Genomic DNA, 15649 nt, shown 5'->3' on the forward strand with positions numbered 1-15649 from the left:
CCGGCCAGGGACAACCACCCTGCTTGTCCCTGCGCCCGGCCTCAAACAACTTGATCACCTTGTGGTCTTCGCCGGCTACCGTTTGCGGCGGAGCTTGGGCCGCCGCGAGGTAAAGGACGTGCGGGCCGGACCGGTAGTATTCACGCTGGCGCGCTGCAATCCGGTCTGCCGCTCCGGTGGCGGCGCTTCGTAGTTGAAATCGCGCAAGGCGACGCGCGGCAGCACTTGTCCGAGGTGTCGTTCGATGGCGCGCATGGACATCTCTTCTTCCGGCGAGACGATGGTGAAGGCGTCGCCCCGCCGTTCGGCGCGGGCCGTGCGGCCGATGCGATGCACGTAGTCCTCGGGCGTCCCCGGCACGTCGAAGTTGATGACATGCGAGATGTTCTCGACGTCCAGCCCGCGCGCGGCGATATCGGTCGCGACGAGCACCTCGAACTGCCCGCGCTTGAAGCCCTCGAGGGCGGCAATGCGTTGCTTTTGCGTACGGTCACCGTGCAGCACCGCGTTGCGGATGACGGCTTTGCTGAGCAGCTTGCCGACCCGGTCGGCGCGGCGTTTGGTGCGCGTGAAGATCAGTACTTGACGCGTGCCGAGTTCTTTCATGATCGCCGGCAGAATCTCGGGTTTCAGGTGCGCAGCGCAGGGATAGATCGCGTGCGTAATCCCGACCGCGGCGGACGAGCGCACCCCGACTTGCACTTCGATGGGGTCCTTCAGCATGCCGCGCGCCAGCGACGCGATCTCCGGTGGAATCGTCGCGGAGAACAGCATGGTTTGCCGTTTCGTGGGCAGGTAATGCAGCACACGCCGGATATCGGGCAGGAAGCCCATGTCGAGCATGCGGTCGGCCTCGTCCAGCACGAACACTTCGACGTCATTAAGCGTGACGGTGTGATGATCGAGGTGATCGAGCAGGCGGCCCGGCGTCGCGACCAGAATGTCCACGCCGGTTCTCAGCTTTTCCCGCTGGGGTACGATGGAGACGCCGCCGAACACGGCGAGCACGCGTTGTCGCGTGTGGCAGGCATAGGAGCGCAGCGATTCCTCGATTTGCGCGGCGAGTTCGCGGGTGGGTGAGAGCACCAGTGCGCGCACGGAGTGTTTTTTATGATGCTCATCGAGCAGCCGTTGCAGGATCGGCAAACCGAAGGCGGCGGTCTTGCCGGTTCCGGTCTGGGCCGAGCCCATGATATCATTGCCGGCCATGACCGAGGGAATGGCGGCATCCTGAATCGGCGTGGGGCGTTCGTAGCCCAGTTCATTGACGGCTTTCAGCAGCCGTGGATCGAGACCGAATTTTTCGAAGGACATGAGAATGGGTTAGGATAAACGTGAAACTTGAAACTTGATAGGCAGACGGAGGTCTAATCCGCCTTCCACGCCCGGTAAAGATGCGGGAGCAGTTGGTCGAAGGAATGTTTGAAGCTGATGACTCCGCGCAGCACGCCGCTCTCGTCGCTCACGGGCAGGCAAAGGAAGTTGTAGCGGAGGAATGCCGTCACGATTTCGACGATGTCGCTGGTGAGTTCGAGACTGACCAGTCGCTGCTGCACGACATTGCCGCATTGCAGCGCGGGATCGGTTTGCAGCAGGTGCCGCAGCGAGAGCGCGCCGACGAGTTTGCCGTCGTCGTCGTGCACGTACACATAGTAAAACGCTTCGATTTCGCCGGCCGCTTCGCGCACGATTTCCAGTGCTTCGCCGACCGTACGGTCGCCGTTGATTTCGAGATAATCGGTGGACATCAGCGCGCCGGCGGTGTTGTCTTCGTAGGTGAGCAGTTCCTGCAGGTCGGCTTTTTCTTCTTCACCTTCGAAGGCTTCGATGATCGCGGAGGAGGCTTCCTCGTCGAGATTCGCCAGCACGTCGGCGGCCTTGGCGGGCTCCATCTCTTCGAGAATATCCGCGGCGAGTTCGGTGTTCATGCCCTCGAAGATCGCGCGCTGCACGTCTTCGTCGGTCTCCTGAATCGCTTCGGCGGCGATCTCCGTGTCGAGCGATTCCAGAATCACCTGTCGCTGCGACGAGTCAAGATCTTCGAGAATATCCGCCAGTTCACCGGGGTGCAATTCGTTGAGCTTGCGCGCACCGACGGTCAGGCGTACGGGGTCGAGCGCCGAGGCTTCGGCGGACAGCGGCTGCACGAATTTCCAGGAAATCAGTTCATCTAACAGCGGCTTGCCGACGGACTTGGCGGCGCCGCGCGCGAGGCCTTCGAAGCCGAGCCGCCGCATCAAGCCGGACAGTCCGACATCGACGTGCACGACCCATTGCCGTTCGCTGACGAGCAATTGCACATCGTTGACGCGCACGACTTTCGCGCCATCGACATCGACGATTTGCTTGTCCCACAGCAGTTCGCGCAGGCTGAAGTCGCGGTCGCCGAGTTCCAGCGACGCGATGCGGCTCTCATCCACGATCAGCACGCCGGAATGGTGGAAGTCGAAATATTCCTGCGCGGTGGCGGGATAGAGCACGCGCGTGTCCTTGTGCTGGAGCACGAAGCCGCGCAGTTGCGGATAGAGTTCGGTCAGCGTGGCGACCACGTCATGCACGCGTCCCATCGACGTGCCGAGCTTTTTGCTCTTGGCGCGCCGACCGAGCAACGCGGACAGGAAGATGAGTTCTTCGGGATGCTTCGCCACGGCGAAATTATGAGGTATGAACTATGAATGATGAAGCCGGGTCACCGTCGCCGAGGCGCGTGCCCTCACCCGCCCGGAATCTGCTCGGGTCTCCCTCCGTTCACGGGGGGACTAAGGGGGGTTCAATTCGGAGCTTTCCCCCACTTCCTGTGGGGGAACGGGAAGGGGGAAAACTACCCGATCATCTTCTCGAGCGTGTTCCAGTTGCGTGTGGTGGCGGGAATCTTGAACAGTTTCTCGAGAAACGGATTGGGGTAGTCGCCGTTGGGAATCGTGGTGGACAGGCTGCACGCATCCGCGCCGGAGATCTCGATCACGCGCACATTTTTCTTGGGCGAAACGAGTGGCAGTTTGGTGGCCGGCGGCACGTCGGTAAAGAAAGTGACGTAGCGCGTCGCGGCTTTGGTGTTCACAGGTTGGAACGGATCGCGCGCGAGGAGCGCGGCGAGTTCGGCGTGCGTGCGCACGATGACGGTGACCTCGTAGCCGAGGCCGTCAGCCAACGCGCGTTCCAGCTTGGTGCGGACGGCGCGCGCGGATTTCTGTGTCCCATCGAGCGCGACGTTGCCGCTCTGCAGATAGGTCTTGACGTTCTTAAAGCCTGCGTCCTCACACAGCCGCACGAGTTCGCTCATCTTGATGAGCTTCTGCCCGGAGACGTTGATGCCGCGGAGGAAGGAGAAAAAGGTCACGGGTTAGCTGTGTCAGTCACGCCCATCAATACAGGGACGCAAGCGGTTGTTTCACAGACTTCGACAAGCAAAACGGCAAGAAGTCGGGCGCTTGAGTGTACAAGTAGGTCGCACCGCCACCTACTTCCACCCCGAGCCCAAGCCAAGACTTGGCTCCATACTGTTCGTAAGCTGTGCCTCAGCGATACTCAAGCAACTGTGACAACCGTGGCATCGGCCCAATCCCGGCTAGACAGGTGATGCCACACTCGGTATCTTTCATAAATAAGTGAGTCGATTTGGGAAGCCCCGTCGCACGGACGTCAGCGAAAAGTTGTTGCATCTGATCGGCAAAGCTGTCAAGCACTTTGTTGGGAAACCTCAGCAGCGCTAAAGAAAGGTCTAACACACCCGGTTGATTTAGGGACTCGATGCTAGCCAAGATCGGTCTAATTCGGTCCGGAACAACACGGCGCGGCTTGTCGATCGAGGCATCGGCTGAAATATCCTTCGCGCGAAAGTATGTGTCAAGTTCGTCGTCCATTCCCGTCAGTGCAATCCAGTTGGAGTTTCTATATTGAGGATCTACGGGGTCCAAGTGACCCTTCAGGTATGCACCAAACAGGTCCCATTCATCATGAAAGTAGAATCTCGTGTCGTGCACAGCAGCAATCCTTCGATCCAAGTAATCAAAGAATTGTGCTGGAGACTCCAATATCTCAGCGAAAATTCTCAAATCCATTAGTGGAATGGCCGACGGAAAACTATGCCTTTCAAACGTCCCGGGCTCAACGTAGTGGCTGATCCTTGCCGGAAGGCTGCCCAGCGCGGAGCCTTTCCCGGTCACGCATAGGACGTAGGTGGCATTGAAGCGGTCTTTTCGAATCTCGATAAGCTCGCCGTCAGCCGTCCTAAATTCGGCAACATCGTGGCAGTGTACATGGTCGATTGCTCGCTTAGCCTGCTTATATGCTGCGACAATCGATAGTTGCAGATCATTCTTCGCAGCCTCAACATCGCCGTGCCGGGCCCTAAGTGTGAGTTGCTTTGATTTTGCCTCGACAAACACTAGTTTATTGTCATAGATTACAAGTCCGTCAAGCTCAAACGGTGGGTTTGTCGGTCCGTATCTTAGGTTTGCAAAAATGGTGCAGCCAGGCAGGAGCCTCTCAATTTCCTTCAGAGCCGCAGCTTCCAGCCAGTCGCCGCGAACTCTGTCGTATTCGGCTCGGTATTTCGTGTCCGCGATCATTGCGTAGTGAGGTGCGTTTAGAACAAACTCACTGAGTATACCGGCGAGAGGTACATAGTAGTTGCCTGAATGAAACCAAATTGGTTTTTCATAAAGCGGGCACAGTCCAATCGGGTCAGGCATCCTCGTTTCAGCTCCAAACGATGATGATGCGAAATTCAGAAATTTCTCTGCAGTATCCTCCGACACGCTCCCCTTGGACTGCGAAGATATGTCCTGCGCCGTGATTTGTATCACGGATTTGCAGTCAGCATACAGATCAAATGTCGCAGCATTACGAATGGTTGCAGTGATTCCCCTGTGTTCCACTTCTATAAGTATACGCTTCTCGTCCGTGGTTAGGCGTTCCTGCTTTCTTCTTTTCAGATTTCGCAGGTGTCGGATAGCCTCGCGAGCTTCTGCCGCAATCTTGTTTGTTCGTCCATTCCAACGATCTGTAATCAGATCGACTATCGCATTAACAATCTTAATCGCTTGGTTAACATTGAACCCAAGCTCAGTTTCCATCCACGAGGAATTCGATTGGTAGAGTTCTCTGGAATAGTTTTGCAGGACGTTCCAATGACCTTCCCCTCGCACAGCGCGTTGTTCCGAAATTAGCGCATTTCTGAGCGAAAGGTCGCGCTCGTTAAGATTGTCACTCCTTGGGCACCAGAACTCTGCAAGTTGCAGTTTTTCGAAGTACTTGTCAGCGAGCTCTAATACAGCATTCGTAACGCCACCATCGATTTCTTCTGGCTCTCCTGCCCATTCTCTTTGGGTTGATGCAATCCAGCTCAGGAATTCGAGTCCAACTTGGGTTGCGGCTATTTCGTCCCTCTTCGGCATGTCATTGGGTGCAGACCACTGTCGAAGGAATTGAAGCTTCGCCACTAACTCGATCGCATCAACTTTGCGTACGATCTCACGGATAGCATCGACTATTTGCGGTAATTCTGCCGCACTCTCTTCGGACATACGAATTAGTCCATTGAGCAATTCCTGCGGTGAATCGCCTTCCCGAGGCGTGGGTCCTTCATTCCTTCGCTTGCCTGGCATTTTGAGTTACTCGCTCACATTAGCTACTGCAGCCTGAAGCGATAGCAAGCTAACTATTGCTAATAAGATCAGTCAATTGTAACTTTTATTGAAATTTCTCTTGACAATTTGTATTTTATTTCGTACACTAAGGCATTCGAAATGATCCATACGATCAAATCCCCCATTCTCTTTTATTCCAATCACACTGACCCGGCTTTGGAGCACGAACTCGCCCATTTTGAGCAAACCGAACTCCGGCTTTACTGGTTGATATTCTAAAGAGTAAGGGAGTTTGTTTGGTCAAAAAACATTTTTCGCGGGCACATCGGTTTTCATCGTTTCGCATGGGGCCGTCCTCCCCGGAATGCGGAGGCCCAATACACCATCAATCTAAACATACCCAATTCCAGCAACTTAATCAACTGTCCCGGTTTGCAATTCAGGCGGCAAATCGCTATTTTCGGAGCTAAATATCGGATTTCGCTGGTTGAATTCTGAAGGGCTTTTCATGGCTTTGATCGCACCTTTTAAGGCGTTGCGCTACCAATCGACGAAGGTGGGAGACCTGACGGCGGTGGTGACGCAGCCGTATGACAAGATTGAGGCGGAGTTGCAGGCGGACTATTACCGCCGCAGCCCGCTGAACGTGGTCCGGATTATCCGGTCGGAGGAGTCCCTCGCCGACCCGGAAACCGCCTACCCGCAGGCGGCGGCGACATTTCAGGAGTGGCTGCGGTCGGGGGTGCTGGCTGAAGATGGCGAGCCGGCGCTGTACATCTACTATCAGTTGTTCCGCTTCGAGGGCCGGGAATTCACCCGCAAAGGGTTCATCGCCTCGGTGAAGCTGGAAGAGGAGGGCGTGCGCGCGCATGAGCACACGCTGGCCGGACCGAAGGCCGATCGGCTGCGGCTGTTGAAGGCCATCGAGACCTCCGATGAGCTGACGTTCATGCTGTTCTCCGATGCGCATCACGAAGCCGTGCGGGTCATGGATGATGCCGTGAGCAAGCTCGCGCCGATCATCGACGTGAAGGACGATTACGGCGAAACACACAAGGTGTGGGCCGTGTCGGACAAGGCGGTGATCGCAAAACTGCAAGCATTGGTGGAGCCGCGCGAACTGCTGATTGCGGACGGCCACCACCGCTACGAAACCGCGATCAATTTCAAACACGAGTGCGAAGCCAAGGGCTGGCACCCGGTCGGCGCTCAGGGCTACGATCATCGCATGATGGCGCTGTTTCCCATGGAAGACCCGGGACTGGTGATCTTCCCGACGCACCGGCTCGTGAAGAACGTTGAGCATTTCTCCGGCGAGAAGCTGCTGAAAGCGCTCGAGAAGCACTTCGACGTCGCGCCGCACTCGGACGAAGCGGAACTCTATCACAAGATCGATGACGCGCGGCGCGGCCAATATATTATTGGCTTGAAAGCGGTCGGCACGCCCTGGCCGCTCTACAGTTTGCGGCTCTGGAATGACAGCACGCTCGAGCGCGAGTTGCCCAAGACGATGAGCAAAGCGTCGAAGCGGCTCGACGTTACGATCCTGCATTCGCTGATTCTCGAACGGCATCTCGGCATCGACCAGCAGAAGCTCGAAGCGTTCACGCACGTGGAATACGTCCGACAGCGCGACGAAGCGCTGGCGCAGGTCGGGGAGCACGGGATTCAGGCGGCGTTTCTGCTGCGACCGACGACGGTCTCACAGGTGGAAGAAGTTTCCGCGGCCGGCGAACGCATGCCGCAGAAGTCCACGGATTTCTATCCGAAGCTGCTGGCCGGACTCGTGATGATGAAGCTGGGGATTCAGAAGTAATGCGGTTGCGGCACGTCGCCTACTGCTGCTGGTTGATCTCGCTGTTGGCGGTCTCGTGCAAGCGACGGGAACCGCCGGTCGTCACGCCACCACCGGTGGCCGCGGACCGTATCACGCGGACTGCGGTCGCCGCCGACACTACGGCAGCGCGCTTGGATAGCACGAAGCTCGAGACGTTTCTCGATCGCCACCCGGTGGCCTACGACAAGGAGTTGCCATCGGCTAAGATCCCGGGTTACCGCGCAGGCCTCATCGCGTATCAGGCGGGCGATTATGTGACCGCGCAACGCGAACTGAGAACTGCGACGCGCAAGCAGCGGCTGGACTGGGAGATCTGGTTCTACACGGCGATGTCGGCATACCTGACCGGGGACACGCGCGAGGCGATCCACGGATTCGAAATGGTGGAGCGTTATTCGGCTCCGGAAGTGCCGCGGATGCAGGCGCGCTGGTATCAGGCCAACGCGTACCTGCTGGAAGGCAGCATCACCCGCGGGAGCAAGGTGCTCGAATTCATCGCCCGGCAGAACCGGCAATACGCCGCCGAAGCGCAGGCCTTGCTGGCGAAGATTTCGGAGTTGCGCGTCGCGGATCGCGTGATGGAGCGGTCGGCCCCGGAGGTGGTTCGCGAGCGATAGCGGGAAATTTCCGAAATCTTAGAAGCACCTTCACAAATCCCATCGGGCGGCCACCACAGGTCGCTCGTTCAGTCTCGGTCCCTTAGCGAAACACGATCCAGGAGCAGGAAGATGCTGTTCGGAGCGCACGTATCGGTTAGCGGTGGATTGCACGAAGCGTTTCGCCGGTCGGAAGAGTTCGAATGCGAGAGCATTCAGATTTTCACGAAGAGCCAGTTGCAGTGGAAAGCCAAGCCGCTGGAGCCGGAGGATATTGAGCGCTGGCTTGACGCGTGGGAAGCGGCGGATTGGCCGCCGTGCTTCGTGCATGACTCCTATCTGATCAATCTGTGCAGTCCGGAAGAAGCCCTGCGGCAGAAGTCGGTGGGCGGTCTGGTGGATGAGCTTGAGCGCGCGTCGCTGCTGGCGATTCCGTGGGTGAATACGCATCCGGGTTCGCACAAGGGCGCCGGCGAACAGGTCGGGCTGAATAACTGCGTGAAGTCGGTGCTCGAAGTGCTGCGCCGGACCGAGGGCAGCGGGACGGGGATTCTGCTCGAAACCACCGCCGGACAGGGCAATGACCTCGGGGCGAAGTTTGAGCAACTTGCGTACATTTTGGAGCGGGTGAATCAACCCGAGCGGATGGGCGTATGCGTGGATACGTGTCATGTTTTTGCGGGGGGATATGATCTCAGAACCGCCGAAGGTTATGCGCGAACGTGGGGCGAATTCGACCGCATCGTCGGCCTGAGCAATTTGCGGGCGTTCCATTTGAATGACAGCAGGTTTCCGCTCGGCGCGCATCGTGACCGGCATGCCGCGATTGGCAAAGGTGAGATCGGCGAGTCGGGTTTTCGCTTGTTGGCCCGCGACGCGCGGTTTGCGGGGATGCCCGCGACTACGGAGCTGCCGGACGAGGACACGCCCGAGAGCATTGGCCTGCTGAAGCGATTGCGGGACGAATGACGGATGTCCGCGGCTCGCGACTCGTCAGCCGGCGGCCGGCGGAAACAGCGGAATCACGAGAGCGGCCAGCGGGGCCGCTCTCCGCGTCTTAGCCATTGGACAACTTTCTTTTGTCAAATGGGTACACACGTTCAACATACAATCTGCTCAGAATGGCCGATGCAGGGGACGCTAACACGGTCGGGCGATTGATAAAAGTGTGGGAATTCGGTAAATTGCAGGACACACGTGGTACGCGCGAAAGGACGCGGGGCCTGGCTCCGCGGTCAAGGAGTCAGCGGTGAGCCGACAGGTGGTTGCGGGAATCGATATCGGGGGCACCAATACGGCGATCGGCCTGGTTGACGTGACGGGGCAGTGCGTCGCGGCAGACCGGATGCGGACGACGGACTTCGATAGTCCGGCGGATTTTGTCGTTGCGGCGCTTCGCGCGTTGGACCGGATGCGGAGCGAGACGCCGCTGGCCGGGATCGGCGTGGGCGCTCCGAACGGCAACTTCTATCGGGGCTCGATTGAGTTTGCGCCGAATTTGCGGTGGAAGGGTGTAATTCCGCTGGCGGAGATGTTTCGCGAGCACGTTGCCGTCCCCGTGTTGTTGACGAACGACGCGAATGCCGCGGCGATCGGCGAAGGGATGTTCGGCGCGACGCGCGGTATGCGGGATTACATCGTGATCACGTTGGGGACCGGCGTGGGGAGCGGGATCGTCGTGAACGGGGAGTTGTTGTACGGACACGACGGCTTCGCCGGCGAAATCGGTCATACGATTTACGATCCGGCCGGGCGTGATTGCGGCTGCGGCCGGCGCGGATGTCTGGAGACCTATGCGTCGGCGGGCGGCCTCAAGCGCACGGTACTGGAGCTGCTCGCGACCCGCAACGCGGAGAGTGTCTTCCGCGCGCTGCCACCGACGGAAATCAGCTCGCTTCGCATCGCGGAGGCCGCGGCGAGCGGTGATACCATCGCCTGCGAAGCCTTCGAATTTACGGGACGGGTCCTCGGTTTGAAGCTCGCGGATGCCATCGCGCACACGAGTCCGGAGGCGATTGTGCTGTTTGGCGGACTCGCCCAGGCGGGCGATCTGATTTTTGAGCCGACTCGCCGGTGGATGGAGGAATACACGCTGAATATCTATCAGGGAAAGGTCCGGCTGCTCGCGTCAGGACTCGCGCAGGAGAATGTCGCGGTGTTGGGGGCGGCGGCGCTGGTCTGGCAACAATTGAACCGGAACGCGCAATGACAAGATTCACGATCGCCATGATCGTCTGCTTGGCGGCCTGCGCTGTTGCGCCGGCCTCGCCGCGCAGCTACTTATGCTATCGCGCAACCCCGAATTCACCGCTGCGCATTGACGGTGTGCTTGATGATGGGGCTTGGCAGTTTGCCGAATGGACCGATTCGTTCGTGGATATTGAGGGAGATCTGAAGCCGCGCCCGCGCTTCCTGACGCGGGTGAAGATGTTATGGGACGATTCCTGTTTCTACGTGGGCGCACAGCTTGAGGAGCCTGACATCTGGGCTACGATTCTCAAGCGCGACTCGATCATCTTCTACGACAATGACTTTGAGATCTTTCTCGATCCGGACGGTGACAATCACGAATATGGTGAATTTGAGATCAATGCCCTGAATACGGGCTGGGATCTGTTCCTGCCGAAACCGTACAAGGATGGCGGGCATGCCGACGACGCCTGGAACATTGACGGCATTCGGACTGCGGTATATGTCGACGGCACGCTCAACGGCTGTGGCGACGAATGCCGGGGCTGGTCCGTGGAAATCGCGATGCCGTGGAGTGGTCTCGCACGTTGCAGCCATCGTTCGACGGCACCCAACGAGGGCGAGCAGTGGCGGGTAAATTTTTCGCGCGTCGAATGGAAGAAGATTTGCGAAGACGGCCGGTATGTTAAGATCGCAGGGCTGCCGGAGGACAATTGGGTGTGGTCACCGCAGGGGGTGATCAACATGCACAGGCCGGAGGCGTGGGGAATCGTGCAATTCACACGGCAGCCGTTTGGGACAGTCCATGTGAAGCCCGATCCGTTCGAGAAAGCCCGTGGAATACTGCAAGTAGTCTGCGACAGCCAAAAGGAGTTCCTTAGAGTGCATCAAGCATGGGCACCTAAGCTGTCCGCATTGGGCATAGCCAACTGGCTCGATGAAGTTGCGCCGACGACAACAATGATGCTAACGAAGGATGGATTTGTGGCAACGCTTCGCGTCGGCGTGGACGATGTTGGGCCGGTCGATGCTCACATCAATCAGGACTCGCATTTCTGGACCGAACCGGTTTCCAAATAGGAAGCTGCATCACACAGCGTAAATGCCCATGACCACTGATTCCCCGCCCAAAGCTTACAGCTACCGGCTGGCGCTTATCATCATCACCGTGCTCTTTTTCATGTGGGGCTTTCTGACGGAGCTGAACGATATTCTCGTTCCCCACCTGAAGGGCGTCTTCGAGCTGAATTACACCAAGGTGATGTTGATACAGTTTGCATTTTTCGCGGCTTATCTGATCATGTCGATTCCGGCGGGGAAGCTGGTCGCGTGTGTGGGCTATCAGCGCGGAATTGTCGTGGGGTTGGCGACCGCGGGAGTGGGTGCGTTGTTGTTCTATCCGGCGGCGGCGCTACTATCGTACCCGCTGTTTCTCGGCGCGCTGTTTGTGTTGGCGACGGGCATCACCGTGCTGCAAGTGACGGCGAATCCGTATGCCGCGGTGCTGGGGAAACCGGAGACGGCCTCGAGTCGCTTGAACTTTGCGCAGGCGGTCAACTCGCTGGGTCATACGAGCGCGCCGTTTATCGGCGGCTTGTTGATTCTGAGCACGGTGCCCCTGACTCCCGCTCAACTCGGCGGGCTACCGGAGGCAGAGCGGTATGCGCACCGGTTGGCCGAAGCTTCGGCCGTGCAGTTGCCGTATGTGGGCCTGGCCGTGACGCTCTTTCTGCTGGCGGCAATCATGTACGTGCTGCGGCTGCCGGTGATTGATACGGTCGAGGATCATCACGCGAAGTCGGCGAAGCTGCGTGACGCGCTCAAGCACCGGCATCTCAGGCTGGCGGCGGTAGCGATCTTTCTGTATGTGGGCGCGGAGGTTTCGATCGGCAGTTTTCTTGTGAACTTTTTTGGGCAGCCGGATATTGCGGCGTTGGCGCCGGCGGTGGCCGCGGGTTTTGTTTCGTACTATTGGGGCAGTGCAATGGTGGGGAGGTTTCTCGCGTCGGCCATTTTGCAGAAGCTGCGGCCGCGGCTGGTGTTGGCCGTTGCCGCATCATCCGCTGTGGCGCTGGTGCTGATCACGGTTGCCGCGACGGGGCCGATCGCCATGTGGACGATTATCGCCGTGGGGTTCTTCAATTCGGCCATGTTTCCGATTATTTTCACGCTGGGGATCGAAAATCTCGGCAAGCATACCAGTCAGGGCTCGAGCGTGCTGGTGATGGCGATTGTGGGGGGTGCGATCATTCCGGTGTTGCAAGGTGCGCTGGCGGACTCCTATGGAATCCACAAGGCGTTTCTGTTGCCGGCGCTCTGCTACTGTTACGTGATCTGGTATGCACTGAAAGGGTCGCGGCAGGCGGTCACCGCGGGAGGTTAAGCTCATGAACAGACTTTCCGTTTCGCTCGTGCTGATGCTCTTGATGTCGGCGTCAGGCTCCGCACAACGCCCTCCGGCTGATTATGTAAACCCACGCCTCGGCACGGGCGGTCATGGGCACACGTATCCCGGGGCCACCGTGCCGTTCGGCATGGTTCAGCTTTCGCCCGACAATGGCAAGAACGGCTGGGATTGGTGCTCGGGGTATCATTGGTCCTGTGATACGATAGTGGGGTTCAGTCACACGCACTTGAGCGGTACGGGGTGCGCTGACTTGGGCGATATTCAGTTCACGCCGTGTACACGCACGCCGGTGCTCAGCTCTCCGACCGTAGCGACATTCTCGCATGCCGATGAATTTGCGGGACCGGGGTACTATTCGGTGCGTCTTAGTGACAACGTATTCGTGGAGCTGACGGCAACGGAGCGGGTTGGGGTTCATCGCTACCACTTTGGTGCCGGGGATTCGGCCTTTGTGCGGATTGATCTGGGTTACGGGCAAGAGGATTCGCCGACGGAGTGTGGGCTGACGATTGAAAACGACTCCACCATTTCCGGCTACCGGTATTCGTCGGGCTGGTCTCCGGAGCAACGACTCTATTTTGTTGCGCGGTTCTCGCGTTCGCTTCGTGCCAGTGTCTTGCAACGCAACGAGCCGACGGTGACAGGCCTGCGTACGGCAACCGGCAAGGCGGTGCAAGCCGCACTCTATTTCGGCAACTCGCAGCAGCCGCTGCTGGCGAAGGTGGGAATCTCCGCGGTGTCGGTCGATGGAGCCAGACGGAATCTCGCGGCCGAACTGCCGGGTTGGGATTTCGACGAGTGTAGAGTTCGCGCGCGGGAGCATTGGAATGCGGCGCTGTCCAGAATCTCGGTGGAATCCGTTGATGAAGCTCAGCGGGTCACGTTCTACACAGCGCTTTACCATTCCTTCCTCGCGCCGACGCTCTTCTGCGACACGGACTCGACGTATCGGGGCGGCGACGGACTGGCGCATGACGGTGCGTTCCTGAATTACTGCACGTTTTCGCTTTGGGACACGTATCGCGCGGCGCATCCGCTGTACACGATTGTGCAGCCCGAACGCGTCAACGATTTTGTGAACTCGCTGTTAGTCTTCCATGATCAGCACGGAAATCTCCCGGTCTGGTCGTTGGCGGGCGATGAAACGTGGTGCATGATCGGGTATCATGCCGTGCCGGTGATCGCCGACGCTTATCAGAAGGGCTTCACGGGATTTGATGCGCAACGGGCGTTGGCAGCGATGAAGGCGAGCGCGGGGGATGATCGCCGGGGGCTCGAATACTACAATCGGGTCACACCGCAACCGCTCGATACTTTGCTCGCGAAATTGAACTCGCAGGTGATTGAGGTGCCGGAGGATTTCCGGAGGGCCGCGATCTCCGGCGACGCGGTAGTCCCCGGATATGCGGAGAGCATCGCGGGCGAAACGATTCATTATCATTCGTCGTATCCGTACGTCAACGACGCTCTGCTCGTACGCGCGACGGACGGGACGATGAGCATCGAGTGGAAGACGGCGCCGCTGCCACGGAACATCGAACAACACGCGGTGACGTTCATGTGGGTGGCGGGGCATGCCACGTACAAAGGCGGACACCGCTTTGAGCTCTACGGCAACGGCGAGAAGTGGCTGAGCTTCACCACCGCCACGGATACTTCCCGACTCTGGTGGAGCGAGCAGGGCGCGAACGGGACGCAGTTGATCTTCTGCCCTTCCTACATAGATCAGTTTGACGATTTGTTTGGCGAATGCTATTTGACGGTGCCGACAAAGCTGCTGAAGAGGGGCGAGCCGCTGACACTGAAGATCGTTGGTGAGAATGGTAACTCAAGTGACTGGTACATGACGTTCCAGCATGCCAGTCGCGACACTCTCAGTCTCGTTCAGGAATACGCGCTCGCCGATGATGATGGAACCCTGTTTCAGATATTTCGTCTGCAATATGAACACCTGACGGCCTCCGCCGCGGTCGCCGAACTCAACTACGGCCGCGGCCTGAGCAGTGTCGAGCATCGAACGCTGCCCGGCCTGAGTCACTGGGATTTCCCGGTTCAGGCGCTAACCGAACCTACGTCGGGCACGATTCGCATCGTCGGCGCAAACTCGCTGCCGCAGCATGAAGTAACGCTGCTCCCGGTCGTGCCCGTCAACTACATTCCGGGGGACAAGGAGCGCGAGTCGGTGTCGAAGTCGCTGGAGTACGCGTATGACGACTGGTGCATCGCGCAGCTGGCGAGTACGCTGGGAAGGACGGAAGACGCGGAGTACTTCCAGCAGCGCGCGGGATACTGGGAGAACTTGTACGACGGTGAAGCAGGCTTCATGCGGGGGAAGACGTTTGACGGAAAGTGGGTGTCGCCGTTCAATCCGCGGTTTGGCACGGGGAAGCAGCCGGAATACACCGAAGGCAACGCCTGGCAGTATAGCTGGTATGTGCCGCAGGATGTGCGGGGCCTGATCGAGATCATGGGCGGGAATGACAAGTTCGCGATGAAGCTGGACTGGTTGTTCACGCAGGACTCGGAAGTTGAAGACGAGGGCGCGACTGCGGACATGACAGGGTTGATCGGCCTCTATGCGCATGGAAATGAGCCCAGTCATCACATCGCGTACCTTTATGATTTCTGCGGGCAGCCGTGGAAGACACAGGAGTTGACGCGGCGGATCATGCGCGAATTCTACACGGATCAGATCGACGGACTCTGCGGAAACGAGGACTGCGGGCAGATGTCGGCGTGGTATGTGTTCAGCGCGTTGGGCTTCTATCCGGTGAATCCGGCGGATGGGAAGTATTGGATCGGGAGTCCGCTGGTAAGGCGCGCGGCGATTTCTGTTGGCGCGGGGCGAACGTTTGAGGTCATTGCCGATCACCAGAGCGAGCAGAACGTGTATATTCAGTCCGCGACGCTGAATGGCAGTGAGTTCGACCGCTTGTACATCACCCATGCGGAGCTGATGGGCGGCGGCGAGTTACGCTTTCAGATGGGACCGGAACCGAACCGAAGCTGGGGACATGTTGATTAGCCA

General features: G+C 58.6%; 11 protein-coding genes. 7 read left to right on the top strand and 4 right to left on the bottom strand.

Features of this window, described 5'->3' with window-relative positions:
• Positions 1-75 precede the first annotated feature (75 nt).
• The 4 genes from HZB60_11400 to HZB60_11415 form a co-directional block, all read right to left on the bottom strand.
• Complete coding sequence (locus HZB60_11400) at positions 76-1314, bottom strand: DEAD/DEAH box helicase (protein MBI5060372.1); 1239 nt, start codon at positions 1312-1314, stop codon at positions 76-78.
• Between the two features lie 53 nt (positions 1315-1367).
• Positions 1368-2648: a magnesium transporter gene (locus HZB60_11405; protein ID MBI5060373.1), complete on the bottom strand. Its 1281-nt coding sequence runs from the start codon at positions 2646-2648 to the stop codon at positions 1368-1370.
• A 173-nt stretch (positions 2649-2821) separates the two neighbouring features.
• Positions 2822-3340, bottom strand: coding sequence for a DUF1697 domain-containing protein (locus tag HZB60_11410; GenBank protein ID MBI5060374.1), 519 nt, complete (start codon positions 3338-3340; stop codon positions 2822-2824).
• Between the two features lie 178 nt (positions 3341-3518).
• A complete protein-coding gene (locus tag HZB60_11415; GenBank protein MBI5060375.1) occupies positions 3519-5528 on the bottom strand; it encodes an NERD domain-containing protein in 2010 nt (669 codons plus the stop codon).
• A 577-nt stretch (positions 5529-6105) separates the two neighbouring features.
• Between HZB60_11415 and HZB60_11420 the strand changes: the two genes are divergently transcribed.
• The 7 genes from HZB60_11420 (at position 6106) to HZB60_11450 (ending at position 15646) form a co-directional block, all read left to right on the top strand.
• Positions 6106-7407 (top strand): DUF1015 domain-containing protein, encoded by a 1302-nt coding sequence (locus HZB60_11420; GenBank protein MBI5060376.1) that lies wholly within the window; start codon positions 6106-6108, stop codon positions 7405-7407.
• Complete coding sequence (locus HZB60_11425) at positions 7407-8045, top strand: hypothetical protein (GenBank protein MBI5060377.1); 639 nt, start codon at positions 7407-7409, stop codon at positions 8043-8045. Before HZB60_11420 ends, HZB60_11425 begins: the two co-directional genes overlap by 1 nt.
• Positions 8046-8156: 111 nt before the next feature.
• Positions 8157-8993: a deoxyribonuclease IV gene (locus tag HZB60_11430; protein MBI5060378.1), complete on the top strand. Its 837-nt coding sequence runs from the start codon at positions 8157-8159 to the stop codon at positions 8991-8993.
• A gap of 280 nt (positions 8994-9273) precedes the next feature.
• Positions 9274-10233, top strand: a complete 960-nt coding sequence (locus tag HZB60_11435) for an ROK family protein (GenBank protein ID MBI5060379.1) — start codon at positions 9274-9276, stop codon at positions 10231-10233.
• Positions 10234-10250: 17 nt separating this feature from the next.
• The gene (locus tag HZB60_11440; GenBank protein ID MBI5060380.1) at positions 10251-11294 is read left to right on the top strand and encodes a carbohydrate-binding family 9-like protein; all 1044 of its coding nucleotides are present in this window, start codon (positions 10251-10253) and stop codon (positions 11292-11294) included.
• 28 nt (positions 11295-11322) lie between these two features.
• Positions 11323-12597, top strand: a complete 1275-nt coding sequence (locus HZB60_11445) for a sugar MFS transporter (GenBank protein ID MBI5060381.1) — start codon at positions 11323-11325, stop codon at positions 12595-12597.
• A gap of 4 nt (positions 12598-12601) precedes the next feature.
• The gene (locus HZB60_11450) at positions 12602-15646 is read left to right on the top strand and encodes a glycoside hydrolase family 92 protein (GenBank protein ID MBI5060382.1); all 3045 of its coding nucleotides are present in this window, start codon (positions 12602-12604) and stop codon (positions 15644-15646) included.
• The last annotated feature ends 3 nt before the right edge of the window (positions 15647-15649 follow it).

The organism is candidate division KSB1 bacterium (assembly GCA_016214895.1).
In the GTDB taxonomy this organism is placed as follows: domain Bacteria; phylum Electryoneota; class RPQS01; order RPQS01; family RPQS01; genus JACRMR01.